A 23,199-nucleotide genomic window follows, 5' to 3' on the forward strand; every position below is an offset into this window, starting at 1 on the left:
CGGCGTGGCCGGTGAGGTTCAGGGCGCCGGGACCGGGGCGATATCGATGACGGGCGGCTCGAACAGCGCGGGCACCAGCTCGCGCAGCGCCGAGGCCACCAGATCCGGGCCCAGGTCGTTCAGGCATTTCATATGGCCGAGCGGGCAGGTGCGCTGGAAACAGGGACTGCATTCCACGTTCAGCGTGACGATGCGCGCCTTGTGCGACAGCGGCGGGGTGAACTTGGGCGAGCTGGAGCCATACACCGCCACCAGCGGCCGGCCCAGCGCAGCGGCCACGTGCATCAGGCCGGAGTCGTTGCACACCACCGCGTGGGCCAGGCTCATCAGGTCGATGGCCTGCGCCAGCGTGGTCTTTCCGGCCAGATCGACCACACCGGGCGCCAGTGCCACGATCTCGTCGCAGATCTCGCGATCCTTGTTCGAGCCGAACAGCCACACCTGCACCCCCAGCGCCATCATGCTGCGCGCCAGCGCCGCGGCGTGCCGCGCCGGCCAGCGCTTGGCCGGCCCGTATTCGGCACCGGGGCACAGCGCCAGGATCGGACGCTCGGCGCCCAGGCCCAGCGCCGCCAGCGCGGCGCGACAGGAACTGTCGTCCACTTCCAGGCGCGGATTGGGAATCGGGTGGACCACCGGCTTGCCGGCGCGCTCGGCCAGCGCGGAGAAGCGCTCGACCATGCGTGGCAGGGCGGCCTTGTCCAGCTTGCGCCAGTCGTTGAGCAGGCCGTAGCGCGATTCGCCCAGCCAGCCGGTGCGCACCGGAATGCCGGCGAAGAACGGCACCAGCGCGCTCTTGAGCGAGTTGGGCAGCAGGATGGCCTGATCGTACTTGCGCCGCGCCAGCTGGCGGCCCAGCTTCCAGCGCGCCAGCAGCGCCAGCTGGCCGTGGCCGAACGGCGCGTCGATCGCCTCGTCGATTTCGGCCATGCGCGCGTGCAAGGGCCGGGTCCAGGCCGGCGCCAGCACGTCGATCACCACGTTGTCGGCGTAGCGGTCGTGCAGCCTTTGATACAGCGGCTGGGCCATCACGGCGTCGCCGACCCAGGCCGGGGCCACGATCAGGATGCGTTTCATGCGCTGAGGCGGGCCCGGGGCCGGCAGGGGCGGGCGGTTACGATGAAATCAGGCTCGGGGATCGACATGGTTTCCTCGCGTTGCAAAAACAGAAGCGGCGCCGGGCGCCGCTTGCAGGGAAGTATCGCAGGGGATCAGTGTCCCTTGACCACCTCGCCGGCCTTCAGCCGATAACGGGTGCCGCAGTACGGACAGAGGGCCTCGCCGGTCTTCTCGATCGGCAGGAACACGCGCGGGTGCGAGTTCCACTTCACCTGGTCCGGGGTCGGACAGTGCAGCGGCAGGTCCTTGGCGGTGACTTCGATTTCGCGTTGGGTGTTTTCGTGCAATGCCATGGTGTACTCCGTGTCGGCCGGGGCGGAGCGACCAGCCCCGCGCCCGTTTCACATGTCAGCCGTTCTTGTTATGGATCAGACCAGGGTCAGCCACTCGGCGCGGCGTTCGTCGCGGCCCTCGACGATGTCGAAGTAGCGCTTTTGGATCTCGGCGGTGATCGGGCCGCGGCTGCCGATGCCGATCTCGCGGTTGTCCAGCTCGCGGATCGGGGTGACTTCGGCGGCGGTGCCGGTGAAGAACGCTTCGTCGGCGATGTAGATCTCGTCGCGGGTGATGCGCTTCTCGATCACCTCGACGCCCATTTCCTGCGCAATCTGGAACACGGTGTTGCGGGTGATGCCGTCCAGGCAGGAGGTCAGGTCCGGCGTGTACAGCTTGCCGGCGCGCACCACGAAGATGTTCTCGCCCGAGCCTTCGGCCACGTAGCCGTCCACGTCCAGCAGCAGTGCCTCGTCGTAGCCGTCGGCGGCCGCTTCCTGGTGGGCCAGGATCGAGTTCATGTAGTTGCCGTTGGCCTTGGCCTTGCACATGGTCACGTTGACGTGATGGCGCGAGAAGCTGGAGGTCTTCACGCGGATGCCCTTTTCCATGCCCTCGGCGCCCAGGTAGGCGCCCCACGGCCAGGCGGCCACGATCACGTGCACGTCGTTCACCGGCGGCGCCACGCCCAGCTTGGCCGAGCCGTAGAACGCCATCGGGCGCAGGTAGCCGGATTTCAGGCCGTTCTCGCGCACCACGGCGCGCTGCGCCTCGTTCAGTTCCTCCTTGGAGAACGGCAGGGCGATGCCCAGGATCTTGGCGGAGTTGAACAGGCGGTTGGTGTGGTCCTGCAGGCGGAAGATCGCCGCGCCACGACTGGTTTCGTAGGCGCGCACGCCTTCGAAGACGCCCATGCCGTAATGCAGGGTATGGGTCAGGACGTGGGTGGTGGCTTCGCGCCAGGGAACCAGTTTGCCGTCGTACCAAATGACGCCGTCGCGGTCGGCCATCGACATGATTGCTTCTCTCCTGCCTGTGGATTCGTGGGTGCGTAAAGGCCGAAATTGTAGCCGAAATCGTCCGCCCTCGCGTGGCGCACACAAGGCGCCGCCGCCCGTTCGTCCAGGGCGCTGCGAGCGGATCGGCCATCGGTCGGAAGGTTGTCGCGATGGGGGATGGGTTTCGGTGGACAACCATCGTGTCGCGATGGCCGGCGGTTCGCTGGGGCGGATGAATGGTATTTCCAATAAGCAAATGATTTTATTGTGTTTTTGACATTTATTGACATTTGCCTCGAGGGTGGCCCGCCAAGCTGTCTGAAAATGAAAGGTTGCCCGGTGATAACCAATTGATCCGACAGTGATTCTTGACTGCCTTTAGCTGCTTGGCATAAACACCACTATGCCCAACCGTTGCGTTGGCTTACCTGAACAAGAGCCGGTGACAAAACCCGGCGAAACGGTCCTGGCAAGAAGCGCGAAACGCGGTCCGTGTAGTACCGCCGCGAGGCTCGGCGCCCCCGCGCGCCGCCAGGAGAGTTTTATCAACGGCGCTGAGTTGTCGGTTCTGACTGGAAAGTGCTTTGGGGGTCTACTCGATGGAAAACCTGTCCCGTTTCAACCTGATCGGGTCGTCGCCGCAATTTCAGGCGGCGCTGCGCCAGATCGAAAAAATGGCGTGCGTCGATGTGCCGGTCCTGATCATCGGCGAGACGGGAACGGGCAAGGAGCTGGCCGCGCGGGCGCTGCATTACACCGGCGAACGCGCCGCCGGGCCGTTCGTGCCGGTGAACTGTGGCGCACTGACCGAGGCGCTGCTGGAAAGCGAGCTGTTCGGCCACGAGCGCGGCGCCTTCACCGACGCCAAGCAGGCCTCGCCCGGGCTGGCCGCCGAGGCCGACGGCGGCACCTTGTTCCTCGACGAGGTGGACGCGCTCAGCCTGAAGGCGCAGGCGGCGCTGCTGCGCTTTTTGCAGGACGGCAGCTATCGCCGCGTCGGCGGCAGCCAGGTGCGGCACGCCAACGTGCGGGTGCTGGTGGCGACCAACGCCGCGCTCGACCAACTGGTCGAGGCACGCCAGTTTCGCCGCGACCTGCTGTACCGCATCAACGTGCTGACGCTGGCCATGCCGTCGCTGCGTCAGCGCGACGGCGACGCGCGCGAGCTGGCCCAGGCGTTCCTGCGGCGTTTCTGCCACCAGTACCGGGTGCAGCGGCAGTTCCATCCCGACACCTTCGACTACATCGCCCGTCACGACTGGCCGGGCAACGTGCGCGAGCTGGAGAACCAGGTCCACCGCGCCTTCCTGCTCAGCGACGACGGCTACCTGCGCCTGGGCGCCAATCCGCTCGCCGCGCCGATCCAGGCCAGCGCGCCGTTGCCGTACAAGACCGCCAAGGCACGCGCCATCGCCGAGTTCGAGCAGCGCTATGTGGAAGGGCTGCTGCGCTGCACCGAGGGCAATATCAGCCGCGCGGCGCAGCTGGCGGGGCAGGATCGCAGCGCCTTCGGCAAGCTGGTGCGCAAGCTCGACCTGCAAGGCATGGGCCGCGTGCTGCCCAATCTGGTCAACAAGGGCTGACGCCGCCCGGCCGTCGATGGTCGCGGCGCGCCGCCGGCTTTCATGAAAGCGCCGCCATCGACTCGACCGTAACGCCTGCGGTTTGCGCCAATTGCTCCCGAATGCCGCATCGTGCATCGTGCACCGTTACGGCGCACGACGCCGGATACCGACCCGCAACCCGAGACTTGCTGCATGGATGAACACCTGATCGAGACGGCAATGAAGGCGATCCGCGATTACCTGCGGACGCGGCCGGACAGTGCCGACACGGTCGAGGGCATCCACGAGTGGTGGATCCGCTGGCCCGGCGAGCCGGAGCCGCTGGCGGTCACCCGCGAGGCGCTGGAGCGCTTGCAGGCCGCCGGCGAAGTGGAGCGCCGCCTGATCGGCAAGCGCGAGCTGTGGCGCGCGCGGCGCGCCGGGCGCTGACCGCCCGGCGCAATCGCCTGTCGATGCCGCGCGGATCGCGTCACGCCCCGGTGCGTTGCGCCGTCCCGGCCGGCGTCGCGCGGCGGCGCCAGTGTTCGTTGAGCCACAGCGCCAGCCCGATCACCGCCCCGCCCAGCACCAGCCGGCCCACGTTCTCGTCGCTGCCCCAGATCAGCATGTGCAGCGCGATCCCGATCGGGATGTGCGTGTTGTTCATCGCCCCCAGCGTGCCGGCATCGACCAGCGACGCGCCCTTGTTCCACCAGAAGAACCCCAGCGCCGACGCCACCAGCCCCATGTAGACCAGCACCGACCATTGCAGCGCGGTGGTCGGCAGCCGGGCAGGGTTGCCGAAGATCAGGAACGACGGCAGCGCGACCAGCAGCGCGCCGACGAAGAACCAGCCGAAGCCCGCGCGGGGCGGCAGATCGCTGGGATGGCGCGCCACCAGCCACTTGTAGCCGATCTGCCCCAGCGCGAACGACAGGTTGGCCAGTTGCAGCAGCAGAAAGCCGGTGAGGAAATCGCCGCTCAGCCCGTCGTAGCGGATGATGGCCGAGCCGGCGATGGCGATCAGCGCCGCCAGCGAGGCGCGCGGCGTGAAGCGGCCACGGAAGGCGTCGTCCAGCAACGTGATGTAGATCGGCGTGAAGATGGTGAACAGCAGCACCTCGGGCACGCTGAGGTAGGCGAACGAACGGTAGAGCAGCAGGTAGGTCAGGCCGAACTGCAACGCCCCGGCCGCGATCGTGCCCAGAATGCGCGCAACGGCGAAGCCGCGTGCCCGCAGCAGGGGCAGGAACACCAGCAGCGCCAGTACCACCCGCGTCAGCACGGCGAAGTCGCTGTCCACCCGGCCGGCGAGGTACTCGCCGATCAGATTGAACGAGAACGCCCAGACCACGGTGATGAATGCCAGATAGGCCATGATGCCGCTCCCGGGGAAAGCCGGGATGATACTGGCGCGGCATGCTTCGTGCTTGGAGCCGCCGCCAAAACCTTCCGGGCGGCGACTGGCCGGCCACCGCCAATGCCGGATTGTCTGGCCTGGATCAATCTCGCCGCACCAGAACGACACACGGCACGACTACAATCCATCAGGCGACGCGGCTCCTGCCCATCTCGGCCCCGACGCACCCACGCATCCATCGGATCGAACCATGAAGCAGCACTACCTCACCCCGTTGTTCGACCCCCAGTCGGTGGCCGTGATCGGCGCCAGCGACACCGAAGGCGCCGTGGGCCGCACTGTGTTCGCCGGCCTGGTACAGAGCGGCTACGCCGGCCGGCTGTATCCGGTGAACCTCAAGCACGAGCAGGTGCTGGGCATCAAGGCATACAAGACGGTGAAGGCCATCGAGGGCGGCCTCGACCTGGCCATCGTCACCACGCCCACCCGCACCCTCAAGAGCGTGATCGAACAATGCGGCAAGCGCGGGGTGAAGGCCGCCGTCATCATGTCCTGCGACTTCGTCGGCACCGACGAGGCGTCGCGCCGCCTGCTCGACCAGCTGCGCGCCACCGCGCGCCAGTACGACATGCGGCTGTTCGGCCCCACCGTGTTCGGCCAGGCGCGGCCGATCTCGCGCTTCCAGGCCGGCAACTACCAGGGGCAGATCAAGGGCGGCAATCTGGCGCTGCTGTCGCAGTCGTCGTCGGTGGCATCGGCGATCCTGGATTGGGCCGAATCGCACGACGTGGGGTTTTCCAGCGTGGTGTCGCTGGGCACCGAGGCCGATGTGGATGTTGGCGAAACGCTCGACTACCTGGTGTCCGACCCGCGTACCCGCAGCATCCTGATCTACCTGGAAGACGTGGGCGACGCGCGCATGCTGATGTCGGCGCTGCGCGCCGCCGCGCGCACCAAGCCGGTGATGGTGCTCAAGGTGGGGCGCTACGACGAACGCGTCACCCTCGGCCGCACCCACAGCGAGCGGCTGATCGGCCGCGACGACGTGTTCGAGGCCGCGCTGCGCCGCGCCGGCGTGCTGCGCATCCGCTCGATCAACCAGCTGTTCATCGCCGCGCGCGTGGTCAACGCCGGCTACCGCACCAAGGGCCGCCGGCTGGCCATCGTCACCAACGGCATGGGCGCCGGGATGATGGCGGTCGATCGCGCACACGACCTGCACGTCCAGCTGACGCAGCTGGCGCCGGAAACCCTGAGCCGGCTGGCCGACTGGCTGCCGCCGCATGCCGAGCGCAGCAATCCGGTGGACATCCTGGGCGACGCGCCGGCCGCGCGCTTCCGTGGCGCCACCCAGGCGCTGCTCGACGATCCCAATGTCGATGGCGTAGTGGTGGTGTTCACCCCGCAGGTGGGCACCGACCACATGGCCACCGCCGAGGCGATGATCGAACTGCAAGGCACCACCGACAAGCCCATCCTGCTGGCGTGGATCGGCGGCAAGAAGCTCGAAGCCAGCCGCCGCCTGCTGGGCAAGCGGAACATCGCCTACTTCCATGCGCCCGAGCATGCCGTGGAAGTGTTCTATTCGCTGGCCGCGTGGGAATACAACCAGCAACTGCTGCTACAGACCGCCGCCCCGCTGGGCGAATGGGAGGCGCCGGACCTGGAGACCGCGCGCATGATCATCGACACCGTGCTGACCAACGGGCGCACGGTGCTGGACGAGATCGAATCCAAGGCCATCCTGCGCGCCTTCCACATCCCGGTGGTGCCCACCCTGCGCGCGTCCACGCCCGACGACGCGGTGACGGTGGCGATGGGTCTGGGCCTGCCGATCGCGCTCAAGCTCGACGTCGAGGGCGTGATGCACAAGACCGACATCGACGGCGTGGTGCTCAATATCCAGAGTCTGGTCGGCGTCGCGGCCGAGGCGTCGCGCATGCTCAGCCGCGCCAAGGAGCGTTTCGGCGACAAGGTGCGCGGGCTGACCATCCAGCCCATGCACGGCAAGAAGTTCGGCCGCGAACTGATGCTGGGCGTGGCGCGCGACCGCGCCTTCGGCCCGGTGATCTCGTTCGGCGCGGGCGGCATCGCGGTGGAGGTCTTCAACGACGTCGCCGTCACGCTGCCGCCGCTCAACGAGTACCTCGCCGCCAACCTGATCCGCCGCACCCGGGTGAAGCAGATGCTGGAAGCGTTCCGCAACCAGCCGCCGGTGAAGCTCGATGCGGTGGTCGACGTGCTGTTGCGCCTGTCCGAACTGGTGTGCGAACTGCCGCAGGTGCACCAGCTCGACCTGAACCCGCTGATCGCCGACGAGAACGGCGTGGTGGCGGTGGACGCGCGCATCGTGGTGGCGCCGGTGCCCGAGCGCGCGCGACGCTATCAGCACATGGCGATCCATCCGTATCCGTCGCAGATGGTGCAGGTGTCGCAGCTGAAGAGCGGCGTGCCCATCGTGATCCGCCCGGTGCGCCCCGAAGATGCCGAGATGATGGCGCGCTTCGTCGCCGAGCTGTCGGACGAAACCCGCTACAACCGCTACATGAACACCCTGAAGACGCTGCCCCAATCGATGCTGGCGCGCTTCACCCAGATGGATTACGCCCGCGAGGTGGCCCTGGTGGCCACCATGGGCGAGGGCGACGACGAGCGCATCCTCGGCGTGTCGCGTTTCACCGTGAACCCGGACTACGACAGCTGCGAGTTCGCCATCGTCATCGCCGACACCATGCAGGGCAAGGGCCTGGGCGCGCGACTGATGGAGGCGCTGTTCGCCGCCGCGCGCGACATGAACCTGGAGCTGGTCGAAGGCGAGGTGCTGAGCAGCAACAAGACCATGCTCAACTTCATGAAGCGGCTGGGCTTCGAGATCCACAAGCACCCGGAGGATTCCGGCCTGAAGTGGGTGGTGAAGCAGTTGTAGCCGGCGCGCAGCGCGGATTGGAACCAAGGCCCGGCATCGCCGGGCTTTTTTTTGTCCGCCGGGCGATAGGGTGATCGACGTTGCCTATAACGGGAAAGCGTTTCGTTACAAGACCTCGCCTGGAGAAAACCATGATTGCATCCGAGACAGCGTTATCCCGCCTTGCCTCGTCGTTGACCGCGGCGTTGCTGGCTCTTGCCGGCCACACCATCGCCGCCGATTTGCCGGTCGGCGTCGCCACCGACACCACCCGCGCCGCCAACCAGGCGGTATTGCAGCAACTGGATTTCAACGATCGCGACAGCTTCGACGCGGTCAACCGCGGCCTGATCGCCAAGCTGCCCGACGCCAGGATCAAGAGCAAGGACGGCAAGCTGGTCTACGACGCCGACAACTTCGCCTTCCTGCGCGACAAGCCGGCGCCCGACACGGTCAACCCCAGCTTCTGGCGCCAATCGCAGCTCAACGCCGAGCACGGGCTGTACAAGGTGGCGGATCGCATCTACCAGTTCCGCGGTTACGACATCGCCAATATGACGCTGATCCAGGGCGACACCGGCTGGATCATCATCGATACCACCACCTCGACCGAGGTCGCCGCCGCCGGCTTGAAGCTGGCCAACGAAAAGCTCGGCCAGCGCCCGGTCAAGGCCGTCATCATCACCCACAGCCATGCCGACCACTTCGGCGGCGTGCTCGGCGTGGTCAGCCCCGACGACATCAAGAACAAGAAGGTGGAGATCATCGCGCCGGTCGGCTTCCTGGAGGAATCGGTCAGCGAGAACCTCTACGCCGGCAACGCCATGGGGCGGCGCGCGCGTTACTCGTACGGCGACGGCCTGCCGCTCGGCGCCAGCGGCTCCATCGGCACCGGGCTGGGGGTGAATCTGTCGCAGGGCACCATCAGCATCGCCGAGCCGACCCGCACCATCACCCATACCGGCGAACAACTGACGGTGGACGGGCTGGACATCGTGTTCCAGAACGCGCCCGGCACCGAGGCGCCGGCGGAAATGCTGTTCTACTTCCCGCAACTGAAGGCGCTGTGCCTGGCCGAGGATTCCACCTACGTCATGCACAACCTGTACACGCTGCGCGGCGCCAAGGTGCGCAGTCCGCTGGTGTGGGCCAATACGCTCAACACCACGCTGGAGCTGTTCGGCGACAAGGCCGAGGTGGCGTTCGCCTCGCACACTTGGCCCACCTGGGGCAATGCCAAGATCCGCGAGCACCTGAGCAAGCAGCGCGACATGTACCGCTTCATCAACGACCAGACGCTGCGCCTGGCCAACCAGGGCTACGACGCGGAAGAGATCGCCGAGCGCCTGACGCTGCCCGACGCGCTGGGCAAGGAGTTCTACAACCGCGGCTACTACGGCAGCCTCAAGCACAATGTGAAGGCCACCTACCAGCTCTACCTGGGCTTCTTCAACGGCAACCCCGCCACGCTGGATGCACTGCCGCGCGTGGACGCCGCCAAGCGCTACGTCGAGGCCATGGGCGGCGCGGCACAGGTGTTGCAACGCGGGCGCAAGGCGTTCGACGCGGGCGACTATCGCTGGACCGCCGAACTGGTGAACCACGTGGTCTATGCCGATCCGGGCAACCAGGAGGCCCGCGCCCTGCAGGCCGCCGCGCTGGAGCAGCTGGGCTTCCAGGCCGAATCGGCCACCTGGCGCGGCTTCTACCTGATGGGCGCCAACGAGCTGCGCGGCGCCAAGCCGATGGCGACCGCCACGCTGGTGGACCCGCGCGCGGTCCCGGTGCCGATGGCGGTGGACTACGCCTCGACGCTGATCGACCCCGCGCGCGCCGTCGGCAAGCACAAGCGCATCGGTTTGCGCGTCACCGGCGCCGAGCCGCAAAGCTATACCCTGACGCTGGAGAACGCCGTGCTGTTCCTGAACAAGCCGGTGGCGGGCGAGCAGCTCGACAGCACCGTCACGCTGACCGCGCCCGAATTCGGCGCCATCGTCGGCGGCATGGCGAAGACGGCGGATCTGGTGAAGAAGGGCACGGTGAAGGTGGAAGGCGAAGCCGACGCGCTCGACCAGCTTGCCGCGCTGTTCGATCGCCCCGACCCGGCCTTCCCGCTGATCGAGCCGGTAACCGCGCGGAAGTGATCGACCTCGGGGCATGGCTCCGACAAAAAAGCCCGGCGGCGAGCCGGGCTTTTTCTTGTGGCGACCGCGCACGGCGCACCGCGCCGCCCGCTCAATCGAAAGTCAGGTTCAGGCCGCCGAACACGGTGAACTTGGGCTGGTTGTCGCCGTCGTGCGCCACCGTCCATTGCGGCTCGACGAACAGGTTCATGATGGTCCTGCCTTCCTTCCACACCTTGCCGCCGCCCAGGCCGATCGGAATGTAGTAATTGCCGTGCTCGATGTCGAAAGTCCAGATGCCGGTGGAACGCACGTACCAGCCGTGGGGCAGGTTGAAGATGCCGAAGGGCTGAAAGGTGACCGAGCCGACGTCGGGGCGGTCGTCGTCGCCGGCAAACGACTGCTGCCATTGCAGCAGGCCGCCGAGCAGCCGCTTGGGGCTGGGCGAGATCACCACCGCGGCCAGCCCGCCCTGCCACTTGCCGGTGCCCAGCTCGTCGTTGCTGGCGGTGGGCAGCGTCAGCAGCGGGCCGACGCCGACTTCGATGGCGCCGGTGTGCAGCAGGAAGATATCGAACAGGTTGATATCGCCCAGCCCGGTCTTGTAGCCGCCCTCCGGGTCGGGCCGGGTGCTGAGCGGCATGGTCAGGCGGAAGATCTGCGGCACGCCGACCAGGCTGTTGGGCATCACCGGCAGCGTGCCGCGCAACAGGAAATCGTTGGTGTGCTTGTCGCTGCCGTAGAGCGTGGGCGTGTAGTAGTCCTGGAAGTTGAGCCCCGGCGCCGGGTTGAGCGGGTTGTTGCTCTTGTTCGCGGTTTCGGCGTCGTCGGCCAGGGCCGGCTGCGCCAGGGCCAGCAGCAGCGCGCCGGCGGCAAGGGGGAAAAGACGCTTCATGGCGGGCTCCTCGAACATGGCACAGCGGGTTTCGTCAGTGGCGCTCAGCAGAACAGGCGGCGGTACGACAGCATGAACAGCCGCACGTGCGGCGCGTTGTCCGGTCTGGAAACAGTATTGATACAGGCGGTGCCGACCGCGTCCTTGGGCGACCGCGCCAGCTGCGCGCCCATGCCCATATTCCTGCTTGCGAATCGCGGGCCTCCGCTTTTGGCAACTATAGGGAGCGGTTATCGCTAAATCCAAACGCCGCCGTATTTTTCGAAGGAAGCGCCGTTGCGGCGCAGCGGGTTGGCGTCGCTCGGCGGTGTGGTCGACCTTCAAACGCGGGTGAGCAGGGCGCCGGGCGGATCGTCGTCGCCCTGCGGCGTGTTGGGCCGGCGCGACAACCGCGGCCCGTGGTCGCGGCCGTCTGACCGCGTGCGGAACGGTGCCCGCCTTGCCCGCCCGCCGGGCCGGCCGCCTCGCAATCACCTGGGTTTGCCTTTCTGTTGATTTACAAATCAATGAGCATCGGTGATGCTTTTCCTTTTTCAGGGCGGTCCGGCAGTCGCCGGGGGCGGAGAACAAGATGAAACAGTGGCTCGCGCAGCGCGGCAACGCGCGCAAGGTGGGGATCGGCGTGGCGGCGGCAGCGATACTGGCCGCGGCGATCGGCGGCGGCTGGTGGTGGGGGCATCGCGGCGCCGACGGTGGCGCAACGTCCGACGCCACCGAGGCGCAGCGCCCGGCGGAGCCGGGCGAATTCGCGCTGCTGGGCTGCAAGTCCGGTTACTGGGACGACGCCCCGGCGCTGACCGTCAGTTTCAACCGCCCGCTGTCGCGCAAGCAGGATCTGAACAAGCTGTTCACCGTGACCGATGTCGGCGTGATGCCCGAGGGCAAGGCCAGCGACGCCTCGGCCGCCGCCGAGCAGCCGAAGAAGGTGGACGGCCGCTGGGAGCTGGACGACGGCGCCCAGCTCGCCTACTTCGTCACCACCGCCAAGCGCCGCTACCGTATCGACCTCGCCCCCGGCGTGCTGGCCGAGGACAACACCCGCATCGACGAGCGCCAGCAGTGCGACGTCGCGCTGGAGACCATGCCGCCCGCGTTCTACTTCGCCAGCCGTGGCGTGGTGCTGCCCGCCGCGCAGAACGGCGGCCTGCCGGTGGTCACCGTCAACACCCCCGAAGTGGACGTGCAGTTCCTGCGCGTCTCGCCGCAACACCTGCCGCGCTTCCTGGAGCAGGTGGTGGCGCAACGCCGCACCGAACCCGCGCCGGACGACGAGGAGGAGGGCGACGAGTACGGCTACGACAGCAACCGGCTCACCTTGTCCGGCGCGGTCAGCGGCTGGACCTTGCAGAACCTCAAGCGCATCACCCAGAGCGTCTACCTGGGCCGCTTCGAGACCGATGCGCGCAAGAACCGCCGCAACGTGTCGTTCCTGCCGGTCGAGGACATCAAGGAACTGAAGGAACCCGGCATCTACGTGGCGGTGATGAGCCAGCCCGGCCGCTTCTCCTACGAATACCAGGTGACGTACTTCTACGTGACCGACATCGGCCTGCACGTGCATCGCGGGCAGAAGCAGATCGACGCCTTCGCCACCTCGCTCAAGCGCGGCAAGGCGTTGTCCGGCGTGTCGTTCGAACTGCTCGACCAGTACGGCAAGGTGCTGTCGCGCGCCGACGGCGACGGCGAAGGCCACGCGGTGCTGGCCGACGTGCCGGACACCGCCCGCGCACTGGTGGCGCGCAAGGACAAGGAACTCGCCACCGTGGCGCTGTTCGAGCCGGGGCTCGATCTGTCCGAGTACGACATCGGCGGTTACCTGCCGCGCAACACCAAGCTGTTCGCCTACAGCGGCCGCGATCTGTACCGCCCCGGCGAGAAGTTCTTCGTCTCGGTGATCGCGCGCAACACCGACGGCCGTCCGCTGCCGGCGCTGCCGATCACCGCCACACTCAAGCGCCCGGACGGCCAGACCGTGCAAAGCGCCACCTGGCAGGCCGATCCCAAGCTGCCCGGCTACTACCAGCGCCAGCTCAGCCTGCCCGCCGACGCCCAGACCGGCACCTGGCTGCTGGAGCTGCGCGCCGACCCGGCCGCCAAGGACGCCGACAGCGTGATGAAGGTGCAGGTCGAGGAATTCCTGCCCGAGCGCATGAAGCTGGACCTGGACGCCGGCCCGGCCGCGCTGACGCTGGGCGAGGAGTTCGACGTCACCGTCAAGGGCAACTACCTGTTCGGCTCGCCGGCCTCCGGCAACCGCCTGCTCGGCAGCGTCTACACCGAGCGCCAGCGCTATCCGCTGGCCAAGCAATGGCCCGGCTTCCTATTCGGTGACTTCGCCGACGATAGCCGCACCCAGCGCCGCGAGCTGGAAGAAGCCGCGCTGGACGACGCCGGTCGCGCCAATGTCACCGTGCCGCTGGAGCTGGACGGCGCCAGGTCGCCGATGCTGGCGCGCGCCACCTTCAGCCTGCTGGAATCCGGCGGGCGCCCGGTGGTGCGCTCCGTCGAACGCACCGTCTGGCCCGCCGCCAAGATGATCGGCATCCGCCCGCTGTTCGACCGCGACGTGGCGCGCGAAGGCGACAAGGCCGCGTTCGAGATCGTGCGCGTGACCCACAGCGGCGCCAGCGCGCCGCTGGCCCAGGCCAAGGTGCGGCTGGTGCTGGAGAACCGCGAGTTCTACTGGCGCTACGACGACCAGCGCGGCTGGCATTCCGGTTACACCGAGATCGACGAGCCGGTCTACAGCGGCGAGCTGGCGCTCAAGGGCCGCGCCTCGCTGGCGCTGCCGGTGGAGTGGGGCCGCTATCGCCTGGAAGTCGAAGATCCCGAAACCAAGCTGGTCGCCCGCTACCGCTTCTACGCCGGCTGGGGCGCGCAGGACGCCGAGGCGATGGGCAACCGCCCGGATCGCGTCAACCTCAAGCTCGAAGGCGTGCCGGCCAAGCCGGGCGACGACGTGGCGCTGACCATCCTGCCGCCGCACGACGGCGAAGCGCTGGTGCTGGTCGAGGGCGACAAGGTGTTGTGGCAGAAGCGCGTGTCGGTGTCGGCCAAGGGCACCAGGATCGACATCCCGGTGAGCAAGGACTGGAAGCGCCACGACCTCTATATCTCGGTGGTGGCGTTCCGCCCCGGCAGCGAGGGCGACCGCGTCACCCCGGCGCGCGCGCTGGGCCTGGCCTACCTGCCGCTGGCGTCGGCCGACCGCAAGTTCAAGGTGGCGCTGACCGCGCCGCAACAGGCACGCCCGGAAACCCGCGTGCCGGTGAAGATCAAGGTGGACGGCGCCACCGGTGACAACGCCTTCGTCACGCTGTCGGCGGTGGACGTGGGCATCCTCAACATCACCCGCTTCAAGACGCCCGACCCGTTCGACTTCCTGTTCGGCAAGCACCGCTACAGCCAGGACCTGGCCGACATCTACGGCAAGCTGATCGAGAAGATGGAAGGCAACACCGGCAAGCTCAAATGGGGTGGCGACAGCGGCATGCGCGACAGCCAGGATCGCCCCAAGAAGGTGAAGCTGGTCGACCTGTTCAGCGGCCCGGTGCGGCTGGACGCCAAGGGCGAGGCCACCATCCCGCTCAACATCCCCGACTTCAACGGCACGCTGCGCCTGATGGCGGTGGCCGCCAGCGCCGAGCGCTACGGCAACGCCGAGGCCGAGGTGACCGTGGCCGCGCCGGTGGTGGCCGAACTGGCGACGCCGCGCTTCATCTCGCCGGGCGACGAAGCCACCGTGGCGCTGGACGTGACCAACCTGACCGGCGCCGCGCAGACCTTCACCGTCAAGCTGGCCGCCGGCAAGCCGGTGCGCATCCGCGAGGGCGAGCAGAAAGTCACCCTCAAGGACAAGGAGCGCCGCACCCTGCGTTACACCGCCGAGGCCACCGACGCCTACGGCCTGGCGCGGCTGGACTTCAGCGTCGCCGGTACCCTGGCCGGCAAGCCGTTGCTGATCAAGCGCGACGCCGCGTTGCAGGTGCAGCCGGCGGCGCCGCTGGAGCGCAACGTGCTGCGGGTGAAGCTGGAGCCTGGCGCCGAGCAGGCGGTGGCGGGCGACCTGATCGCGCGCTACTTCGCCGATTCGGCCAACGTCTCGGTCACGCTGTCGAACAAGCCGCCGCTCAACGTGCGCTCGCTGGTCAAGGGCCTGCTCGACTATCCCTACGGCTGCCTGGAGCAGACCACCAGCGCGGCGTACCCGCACCTGTTCATCGATGAAGCGGCGGCCAAGGAATACGGCCTGACCCCGCGCACCCGCGAGGAACGCGCGCGCTTCGTCGAAGGCGCCATCGCCCGCATCGCCGGCATGCAGAAGAGCGACGGCGGCTACTCGCTGTGGGGCAACGGGCCGTATGAATACTGGCTGTCGCCGTACGTGGCCGGCTTCTTCATGGACGCGCGCGAGGCCGGCTTCAACGTGCCGGACGTGCTGTACAAGCGCACCCAGGATTGGATGCTGACCCAGTTCCAGCGTGCTCCGGCCGACTTCCCCACCTACGGCAAGGCACTGGCCGACAAGCTGAACGACAACGGCGAGGTCACCGGCGCCCTGATCGGCAACGAGTACGAGCAACTGCGCATCGACCACCAGCGCTTCGCCGCCGCCGCGCACCAGGGCTACATGCTGGCGCGCGACCAGAAGGCGCCGCTGGCCACCCTGCGCGTGCTGTACGACAAGTTCGCCGGCCGCGCCCGCTCGCCGCTGCCGCTGGTGCACCTGGGGCTGGCGCTCAAGCTGATGGGCGACGACAAGCGCGCCAAGGGCGCCTTCGACCTGGCGATGAAGCGCCCGTACGGCATCACGCCGAACCTCAACGACTGGTGGTGGGGCGAATGGCTGGGCGACTACGGCAGCAACACCCGCGACCGCGCCATGGCCTACGCCCTGCTGGTGCGCCACGACATCAAGCATCCGCAGCGCGAGAACATCCTGTTCGAACTGGCCGATTCGCTGAAGAGCCGCCGTTCCTACTATTACTCGACCCAGGAACGGCTGGCGCTGCTGCTGGCCGCGCGCGCCGCGGGCAGCCAGACCGACGCCGAATGGAACGCCGTGCTCGCGGTGGGCGACAGCACCCGCGGCGTGGCCAGCAAGCGCAGCGAGATCGTGTCGCTGGACGCCGCGCAGCTGGCCAAGGGCGTGAAGCTGACCAACAAGAGCAGCGGCGTGCTGTTCGCCGAGATCGAGGCCAGCGGCTACCCGCGCGAGATCCCCAAGCCGCAGTCCGACCAGATCCAGCTGGAACGGCGCTGGTTCTTCGCCGACGGCCGCCCCTACGACAACCGGCCGCTGAAGGTGGGCGAAACCCTGATCGCACGGCTGAACGTCACCACGCGCCAGCGCATCGAGGACGGCCTGATCGTCGACCGCGTGCCGGCCGGGCTGGAGATCGAAAACCTCAACCTGTCCGACGGCGAACGCCTGGACAGCCTGCAGGTGGAAGGCCAGCCGATCCGCGCCGCGCTGGAGGACAACCGCATCAAGCACACCGAGTTCCGCGACGACCGCTACGTGGCCGCCGCGCGTCTCGATAACGGTAGGTTGCAACTGTTCTACCTGCTGCGCGTGGTCACCCCCGGCAAATACGTCGTGCCGCCCAGCTACGCCGAAGACATGTACCGGCCGCAGCTGGTGGGCATCGGCGCCGCCGGCACCCCGATCACTGTGGTCGATCCGCGCAAATGACGGGGCTGGGTCGAGGGGGACTGAACCCCAAGTCTTGAACCACAGAGGGCACGAAGAACACAGAGTTTCACAGAGAACCCCGGAATGAGTTGTTTCTTTGGGGTTCTCTGTGGGCCTCCGTGTTCTCTGTGCCCTCTGTGGTTCAAGGTGTAGGGTTTCCATCCATGCATCCCAAAAAGCTAACCTGGCTGCGCTGGCCGCTGGGCCTGTTGCTGGCGGCGTGCCTGCTGGCGCTGGCGCTCGACTGGTTGTTCCCGCTGCCGTTGCCGCGCGACGAGGCGGGGCTGGTGGTGGTCGATCGGCATGGCCGGCCGCTGCGCAACTACCCATCCAGCAGCGGGGTGTGGCGCTACCCGGTGACGCAGGAGGAGGTGTCGCCGCTGTACGTGCAGGCGCTGCTCACCTACGAGGATCGCTGGTTCTACCGCCATGCCGGGGTCAACCCGGCGGCGATGGCGCGCGCGGCGTGGCAATGGATCAGCAGCGGGCACATCGTCTCTGGCGGCTCCACCCTGACCATGCAGGTGGCGCGCATCCTGGAGCCGCCGCCGCGCACGCTGTTCGGCAAGGCGCGGCAGGTGCTGCGCGCATTCCAGCTCGAATGGCATCTGTCCAAGCGCGAGATCCTGGCGCTGTACCTCAACCACGCACCCATGGGCGGCATCGTCGAAGGCGTCGAGATGGCCAGCCGCGCCTACCTGGGCAAGCCGGCGCGCGAGCTGAGCCACGGCGAGGCCGCCTTGCTGGCCGCGCTGCCGCAGGCGCCGTCGCGGCTGCGCCCGGATCGCGCGCCCGAGCGCGCGCTGCGCGCCCGCGACAAGGTGCTGGACCGGCTGGCCGATTACGACGTGTGGCCCGCCGAGACGGTGGCCGACGCCAAGATCGAGCGGGTGATCGCCCAGCCGCCGCGCGGCGAATGGCTGGCGCCGCTGGCGGCCGAGCGGCTGCGGCAGGCGGCGCGACGCGATGCGCGCCAGCCCGGCCAGCGGCGCATCGTCGCCAGCACCCTGGACGCCGACATCCAGGCCACGGTCGAGCGCATGCTGCTGGATCGGCTGGGCCAGTTGCCGCCCAAGGTGTCGATGGCGGTGCTGGTGATGGAGAACACCACCCTGGCGGTGCGCGGCTACGCCGGCTCGGCGGATTTCGACGACAACAAGCGCTTCGCCCATGTGGACATGGTGCGCGGCATCCGCTCGCCCGGCTCCACCCTCAAGCCCTTCCTCTACGCCATGGCGCTGGACCAGGGCCTGGTGCATTCGGAAAGCCTGCTCACCGACGCGCCGCAGTCGTTCGGCGGCTATCAGCCGGGCAATTTCCAGGCGGCGTTCAGCGGCCCGGTCAGCGTGGCGGACGCGCTGCAACGCTCGCTCAACGTGCCGGCGGTGGATCTGCTCGACCACGTCGGGCCGCAGGCGTTTGCCACGCAGCTGGCCAAGGGCGGCGTCAAGCTGCGCATGCCGCGCGGCGCGCAGGCCAATCTCAGCCTGATCCTCGGCGGCGGCGGCACCACGCTGGAGGAACTGGTCGGCGGCTATCGCGCGCTGGCGGCTGGCGGCGTCGCCGGGGTGCCGCGCCTCGATCCGGACGCACCGCGCCGCGAAGCGCGGCTGATGAGCCCCGGCGCCGCCTGGATCGTGCGCGACATCCTGGAAAGCGGCGGCCGGCCGGACCGGCCGTTCCAGTCCGGCCCGCTGCAACTGGCGTGGAAGACCGGCACCAGCTTCGGCTTCCGCGATGCCTGGGCGCTGGGCGTCACCGACGGCTACACCATCGGCGTATGGGTCGGCCGCCCCGACGGCACGCCCAACCCCGGCTTCTTCGGCGCCAACGTCGCCGCGCCCTTGCTCAAGGACATCGCCGCGGCGTTGCCCGCGGTGCCGGGCGCGCGCCGCACCGCGCGCCCGGCCAGCGTCGCGGCGGCGGCGATCTGCTGGCCGCTGGGGCAACTGGCCGCCGACACGCCGCCGGCGTTCTGCCACGAGAAGCGCAGCGCGTGGCTGTTGAACGGCACCGCGCCGCCGACCCTGCCGGACCGCGCCCGTTCCGGCGGGCTGGTGGAAACGCTCTGGCTGGACCCGAAAACCGGCCTGCGCGTGACGCCAACCTGCCTGGCGAGCGCCGTGCCGCAGCGCATCGCGCGCTGGCCGCTGTGGCTGGAGCCGTGGCTCGATCCAGCGGTACGGGCGCGCCACGCCCCGCCGCGCTGGGCGTCCGGCTGCGCGCCGGCCGGCGGCGGCACCGTGTTGCGTATCGTCGGCGTCGATCCAGGCAGCGTGCTGCGCCCGGCGGCGGGCCGGCAGAGCGCCACGGTGGACGTGGCGACGCTGGGGGCCTCCGGCACCGTCTACTGGTTGCGCGACGGCGAACTGGCCGGCGACAGCGCACCGGGGCGGCCGCTGCGACTGGAGTTCAAGCACAACGGCCGCGTCCGCCTGACCGCACTGGACGGCGGCGGACGCTTCGACCGGGTGGAAGTGGTGGTGACGGGGATCGAGGCTGGTGGGGAAGGGGTGAAACCCGTGAAACCCTAAGTCCAAATCTTGGATCACAGAGTCCACGGAGAACACAGAGGACACGGAGAAAACCTCAACCAATCTATCGGAAGGTTTTCTCTGTGCTCTCTGTGTTCTCCGTGAGCTCCGTGTCTCAAGATTGGGGGTTTACCCCGCAGGCATCCGCCCTTATGCCAGATCGAACAGCAACACCTCTGCGTTCTTGCCGCCGCGCAGTTCCAGGCTGGCTTCTTCCTCGACCATCAGCGCGTCGCCGGCTTGCAGGCGCTGGCCATCGACCTCGACTTCGCCGCGCGCCACGTGCAGGTAGACGCCGCGTCCCGGCTGCATCGCGTACTGCACGTGCTCGTCGCCGTCGAACAGGCCGATGTAGAGCCGCGCATCCTGGTGCAGCCGCACCGAGCCGTCGACGCCGTCCGGGCTGGCCACCAGCCGCAGCCGGCCGCGCTTTTCGGCCTCGTCGAACACTTTTTCCTCGTAGGACGGCGTCAGGCCGCGTGCCTCGGGGATGATCCAGATCTGCAGGAAGTGCACCGGCTCGCTGTTCGACGGGTTGAACTCGGAGTGCGTCACGCCGGTCCCCGCACTCATGCGCTGCACATTGCCCGGCCCGATCACCGAGGTGTTGCCCATGCTGTCGCGGTGCTGCAATTGCCCGGACAGCACATAGCTGATGATCTCCATGTCGCGGTGCGAATGCGTGCCGAAGCCCATGCCCGACTGCACCCGGTCCTCGTTGATCACCCGCAGCGCGCCGAACTGCATGTGGTTGGGATCGTGGTAGTCCGCAAAGGAAAAGCTGTGCCGCGATTGCAACCAGCCATGGTCGGCATAACCGCGGTCGTTGGCTTTGCGCAGGTAACGCATCATAATCTCCTTCTGTTGTTTGCTATCTGTAAAGCAATGATATTCCTTGGTATTTGCCATTGATAGCGAACAGTTTGCAATTACTCGTTCAAATCGGTTGAAGGTCATCGACATGCTCAGGCTGAACCTGGAAGCGCTGGAAATCCTGGACGCCATCGTGCGCAAGGGCAGCTTCGCCGCCGCCGCCGACGAAGTGCACCGCGTGCCGTCCGCCGTGACCTACATGGTCAAGAAGCTGGAGGACGAGCTGGGCGTGCAGTTGTTCGACCGCAGCGGCCATCGCGCCAAGCTGACCGAGGCCGGGCAGACGCTGCTGGACGAAGGCCGCCACCTGCTGCGCGCGGCGGGCGACCTGGAATGCCGGGTGCGGCGCGTGGCCACCGGCTGGGAGACCGAGCTGAACGTGGCGCTGGACGGCCTGCTGCCGATGGAGCTGCTGCACCCCATCGTGCGCGACTTCGACCTGCTGGCGTCCGGCACCCGGCTGCGTTTCTCGCGCGAAGTGCTGGCCGGCATGTGGGATGCGCTGCTCGACCATCGCGCCGATCTGGCGGTGGGCGTATCCGGCGAAGGCCCGCACGGCGGCGGTTACGCCACCCGCGCGCTGGGCGAGGTGGATTTCGTGTTCGCCGTGGCGCCCGGCCACCCGCTGGCGCAGGTGCCGCAGCCGATCTCCGCCAACGAGATCCAGCAACACCGCGTGGTGGCGATGGCCGACACATCGCGCACGCTGCTGCCGCGCACCGTCGGCATCCTGGGCGGCCAGGAGATCTTCACCGTGCCCGACATCCAGGCCAAGCTGTCCGCCCAGATCGCCGGGCTGGGCTGCGGCTACCTGCCGCGTTGCCTCGCCATGCCCTATATCGAGGCCGGCAGCCTGGTGGCGCTGGCGGTGGAAGAGCACAAGGAACCTGCCGTGCTGTACGCCGCGTGGCGTACCAGCGGCCTGGGCCGCGCGCACAAATGGTGGATCAACCGCCTCTCCGAAGACCGCGCCATCGGCGAGTGGCTGGCGCAGTACCGGAGCTGACGGATTCCTCGCTGGGGCGATGCCGCGATAGGAAAATCGGATTTGCTGTCTTGATGCTGACGATTTGTCGGCGCCATTTCACCTGGCCATTGCGCCCCGTTCGCCCCCATTCGCCGCCAGCGGTTGAGTGTCCTGCCATGTCGGCATTGTCCCCAAGGTGGTCTGGATCGTTGCACTGGGCCGTTTGACGTGTGGTTGGCCCGTATTCCCATAGCGATCCGGCCGCGTGTTCCCGCTTACGGTAGGGCAGGCGGCGACTGCGGCAAGCCGTACCCGCGGATAGGCCACGAAAATTCGATTTGTAAGAATTATGGATTGAACTTTATAAAAATCTGTTGAGGTGTGTAAAAAAGCACGGGTATAGTCGGCGCTGCCTCCGACTGCCCGGCCACAGGGCAGCGGCACCACTGGGAATACGTCCGCCCACGTTCGCGATGCCTTGGCATCGCCCCAGGAGATCGCCCGATGCGCAGGCCCTTTCTCGCCACACTGCTCACCACCACCTTGCTTGTCCCCGCATTCGCCGCCCCGCCCCTGCCCGAATGGCGCGAAGGCGACGGCTACCTGATCGGCGTCGCCGTGCAATACCAGGGCCAGACCTACCGCGCGCTGCAATCGCACACCGCGCAAAAGGGGGCCAACTGGAATCCCGCCTCCACCCCAGCGCTGTGGCAACTGCACCACGGCCCGGTGCAACGCTGTTCGCCGTGGCAGTCGGGCTACAGCTACCAACTGGGCGACCAGATCCGTTACGAGGGCGACTACTACCGCGCCCGCCAGGCGCACACCGCGCACGCCGGCACCGAATGGCAACCGCCGCGCGTGCCGGCGCTGTGGCAGCAGATCGCGCAATGCGACGCCGTCACCCCCGTGCCGCCGGGCAATACCGACACCATCAACGGCATCAAAGTCCCCCCCGACCCCGGCGCGGCCGGACGCAAAACGCTGGCGGGCATCGACGCCGATCACGACGGCGTGCGCGATGACGTGCAGCGCTTTCTGGCGCAGGAGGTGGGGAAACATCCGGCGCGGTTCAAATACGCGATGGAGATGGCGCGGATTACGCAGCAAGAGATATTGACGGCGAGTGGGAATGATCGAGAAAAGGCGAGGGCCTTGTTCAATCAAGGAACACTGCCATCCAAATGTTTTAGCGAAACATTCAGCAGTTCTATTGAAGATTATGAATGGCGGTTGAAGTATTGGAAGAAGCTTGATGCTTTGCATTCCAATACCCCTGAGCGCATGGCTGCTTATAGGAAAGGCGACGAATTGATCGGCGGCATGATGTTCCGCTCTCCGATTCGTTATCAATGCGACTAAGGATAAGAAAATGAAAATCAGAACAGTCACTGCAATTCTATTTATTTTGGCGACCAATGCTTGGGCAGGTTTGAGCCAGTGCGATCAAATTCCGGTCCTGGTCCATATAAATGGCATTACAACATTAAGGGACGATGCAAGGAGAAGCAAAGAAATGCTTCAAGATGCTTTGGAAGAAAATCTCGGCCACCCCGTCCCCACCGACCTCGCCTACAACCAAACCCACGGCTTCTTCGCCGATATCGCCCAGACCTTTTACCAGCTCAGCCAGCAAGACCCCGATACCGCGCCCGAGAAGATCGCCGAAGCGCTGCTTTACGGCAACGCGCCCGAAGGCATGGACCAGCGCATCGCCGAAGGCGCGATCCGCTATTACCAGGCCAAGGCCGAGCAGGCCGCGTTGGCGCAGCTGACGCTGGACGAGGAAAGCGAAATCCTGCGCGATATCCGCAGCGCCAGCGCCAAGGCGGAAAAGGTGCTGCTGGTGCCGCATTCGCAGGGCAACCTGTTCGCCAACCGCATGTACACCCTGCTGACCGACAGCGGCGCTT

Annotated in this window: 15 protein-coding genes and 1 pseudogene; 9 read left to right on the plus strand and 7 right to left on the minus strand. The window is 67.4% G+C overall.

All coding sequences use genetic code 11. The annotated features are described in order from the left end of the window. Positions 1-18: 18 nt before the first annotated feature. From waaF to C556_RS0115520, 3 genes are all read right to left on the minus strand, one after another. Positions 19-1,077, minus strand: coding sequence for a lipopolysaccharide heptosyltransferase II (waaF, locus tag C556_RS0115510; RefSeq protein WP_018749168.1), 1,059 nt, complete (start codon positions 1,075-1,077; stop codon positions 19-21). A 134-nt stretch (positions 1,078-1,211) separates the two neighbouring features. Continuing rightward, positions 1,212-1,412, minus strand: a complete 201-nt coding sequence (locus tag C556_RS0115515) for a zinc-finger domain-containing protein (RefSeq protein ID WP_018749169.1) — start codon at positions 1,410-1,412, stop codon at positions 1,212-1,214. A gap of 75 nt (positions 1,413-1,487) precedes the next feature. After that, positions 1,488-2,408: a branched-chain amino acid transaminase gene (locus C556_RS0115520; RefSeq protein WP_018749170.1), complete on the minus strand. Its 921-nt coding sequence runs from the start codon at positions 2,406-2,408 to the stop codon at positions 1,488-1,490. A 581-nt stretch (positions 2,409-2,989) separates the two neighbouring features. On the opposite strand from C556_RS0115520, the gene C556_RS0115525 reads away from it, so the two are divergent. Next, positions 2,990-3,973, plus strand: coding sequence for a sigma 54-interacting transcriptional regulator (locus tag C556_RS0115525; protein ID WP_018749171.1), 984 nt, complete (start codon positions 2,990-2,992; stop codon positions 3,971-3,973). A 174-nt stretch (positions 3,974-4,147) separates the two neighbouring features. Beyond that, positions 4,148-4,384, plus strand: coding sequence for a hypothetical protein (locus tag C556_RS0115530; protein WP_026263139.1), 237 nt, complete (start codon positions 4,148-4,150; stop codon positions 4,382-4,384). Positions 4,385-4,424: 40 nt separating this feature from the next. On the opposite strand, the gene C556_RS0115535 is transcribed toward C556_RS0115530, so the two are convergent. Beyond that, positions 4,425-5,312, minus strand: a complete 888-nt coding sequence (locus tag C556_RS0115535) for an EamA family transporter (RefSeq protein ID WP_018749173.1) — start codon at positions 5,310-5,312, stop codon at positions 4,425-4,427. A 232-nt stretch (positions 5,313-5,544) separates the two neighbouring features. Between C556_RS0115535 and C556_RS0115540 the strand changes: the two genes are divergently transcribed. Next, entirely contained in the window at positions 5,545-8,220 is a 2,676-nt protein-coding gene (locus C556_RS0115540; protein ID WP_018749174.1) for a bifunctional acetate--CoA ligase family protein/GNAT family N-acetyltransferase, read from the plus strand. Positions 8,221-8,351: 131 nt separating this feature from the next. Further along, on the plus strand, positions 8,352-10,343 hold the full coding sequence (locus C556_RS0115545; protein WP_083930623.1) for an alkyl/aryl-sulfatase: 1,992 nt from the start codon (positions 8,352-8,354) through the stop codon (positions 10,341-10,343). A gap of 91 nt (positions 10,344-10,434) precedes the next feature. Here the strand turns inward: C556_RS0115545 and C556_RS0115550 are convergent, their stop codons facing one another. Beyond that, complete coding sequence (locus tag C556_RS0115550; RefSeq protein ID WP_026263141.1) at positions 10,435-11,217, minus strand: hypothetical protein; 783 nt, start codon at positions 11,215-11,217, stop codon at positions 10,435-10,437. A gap of 44 nt (positions 11,218-11,261) precedes the next feature. Beyond that, entirely contained in the window at positions 11,262-11,390 is a 129-nt protein-coding gene (locus C556_RS24125) for a hypothetical protein (protein WP_018749177.1), read from the minus strand. A gap of 398 nt (positions 11,391-11,788) precedes the next feature. Between C556_RS24125 and C556_RS0115560 the strand changes: the two genes are divergently transcribed. After that, positions 11,789-16,912, plus strand: a complete 5,124-nt coding sequence (locus tag C556_RS0115560; protein ID WP_018749178.1) for an alpha-2-macroglobulin family protein — start codon at positions 11,789-11,791, stop codon at positions 16,910-16,912. 164 nt (positions 16,913-17,076) lie between these two features. After that, positions 17,077-19,446 (plus strand): penicillin-binding protein 1C, encoded by a 2,370-nt coding sequence (gene pbpC / locus C556_RS0115565; RefSeq protein WP_018749179.1) that lies wholly within the window; start codon positions 17,077-17,079, stop codon positions 19,444-19,446. A gap of 150 nt (positions 19,447-19,596) precedes the next feature. On the opposite strand, the gene C556_RS0115570 is transcribed toward pbpC, so the two are convergent. Beyond that, positions 19,597-20,295 carry a pirin family protein gene (locus tag C556_RS0115570; protein ID WP_018749180.1) on the minus strand — a complete coding sequence of 233 codons (699 nt, stop codon included), beginning with the start codon at positions 20,293-20,295 and terminating at the stop codon, positions 19,597-19,599. Between the two features lie 112 nt (positions 20,296-20,407). Between C556_RS0115570 and C556_RS0115575 the strand changes: the two genes are divergently transcribed. The 3 genes and pseudogenes from C556_RS0115575 to C556_RS0115585 all read left to right on the plus strand — a co-directional run. Next, positions 20,408-21,325 carry a LysR family transcriptional regulator gene (locus tag C556_RS0115575; protein WP_026263142.1) on the plus strand — a complete coding sequence of 306 codons (918 nt, stop codon included), beginning with the start codon at positions 20,408-20,410 and terminating at the stop codon, positions 21,323-21,325. A gap of 465 nt (positions 21,326-21,790) precedes the next feature. Beyond that, positions 21,791-22,648, plus strand: a complete 858-nt coding sequence (locus C556_RS0115580) for a carbohydrate-binding protein (protein ID WP_018749182.1) — start codon at positions 21,791-21,793, stop codon at positions 22,646-22,648. 154 nt (positions 22,649-22,802) lie between these two features. Beyond that, positions 22,803-23,199 (plus strand): annotated as a pseudogene (locus C556_RS0115585) (hypothetical protein); the annotation flags it as partial.

Source organism: Chitiniphilus shinanonensis DSM 23277, from assembly GCF_000374805.1.
GTDB lineage: Bacteria > Pseudomonadota > Gammaproteobacteria > Burkholderiales > Chitinibacteraceae > Chitiniphilus > Chitiniphilus shinanonensis.

Coding starts and splice junctions, on each gene's coding strand:
- waaF (WP_018749168.1), bottom strand. CDS start 1,077: ATGAAACGCATCCTGATCGTGGCCCCGGCCTGGGTCGGCGACGCCGTG.
- C556_RS0115515 (WP_018749169.1), bottom strand. CDS start 1,412: ATGGCATTGCACGAAAACACCCAACGCGAAATCGAAGTCACCGCCAAG.
- C556_RS0115520 (WP_018749170.1), bottom strand. CDS start 2,408: ATGTCGATGGCCGACCGCGACGGCGTCATTTGGTACGACGGCAAACTG.
- C556_RS0115525 (WP_018749171.1), top strand. CDS start 2,990: ATGGAAAACCTGTCCCGTTTCAACCTGATCGGGTCGTCGCCGCAATTT.
- C556_RS0115530 (WP_026263139.1), top strand. CDS start 4,148: ATGGATGAACACCTGATCGAGACGGCAATGAAGGCGATCCGCGATTAC.
- C556_RS0115535 (WP_018749173.1), bottom strand. CDS start 5,312: ATGGCCTATCTGGCATTCATCACCGTGGTCTGGGCGTTCTCGTTCAAT.
- C556_RS0115540 (WP_018749174.1), top strand. CDS start 5,545: ATGAAGCAGCACTACCTCACCCCGTTGTTCGACCCCCAGTCGGTGGCC.
- C556_RS0115545 (WP_083930623.1), top strand. CDS start 8,352: ATGATTGCATCCGAGACAGCGTTATCCCGCCTTGCCTCGTCGTTGACC.
- C556_RS0115550 (WP_026263141.1), bottom strand. CDS start 11,217: ATGAAGCGTCTTTTCCCCCTTGCCGCCGGCGCGCTGCTGCTGGCCCTG.
- C556_RS24125 (WP_018749177.1), bottom strand. CDS start 11,390: ATGGGCGCGCAGCTGGCGCGGTCGCCCAAGGACGCGGTCGGCACCGCC.
- C556_RS0115560 (WP_018749178.1), top strand. CDS start 11,789: ATGAAACAGTGGCTCGCGCAGCGCGGCAACGCGCGCAAGGTGGGGATC.
- pbpC (WP_018749179.1), top strand. CDS start 17,077: ATGCATCCCAAAAAGCTAACCTGGCTGCGCTGGCCGCTGGGCCTGTTG.
- C556_RS0115570 (WP_018749180.1), bottom strand. CDS start 20,295: ATGCGTTACCTGCGCAAAGCCAACGACCGCGGTTATGCCGACCATGGC.
- C556_RS0115575 (WP_026263142.1), top strand. CDS start 20,408: ATGCTCAGGCTGAACCTGGAAGCGCTGGAAATCCTGGACGCCATCGTG.
- C556_RS0115580 (WP_018749182.1), top strand. CDS start 21,791: ATGCGCAGGCCCTTTCTCGCCACACTGCTCACCACCACCTTGCTTGTC.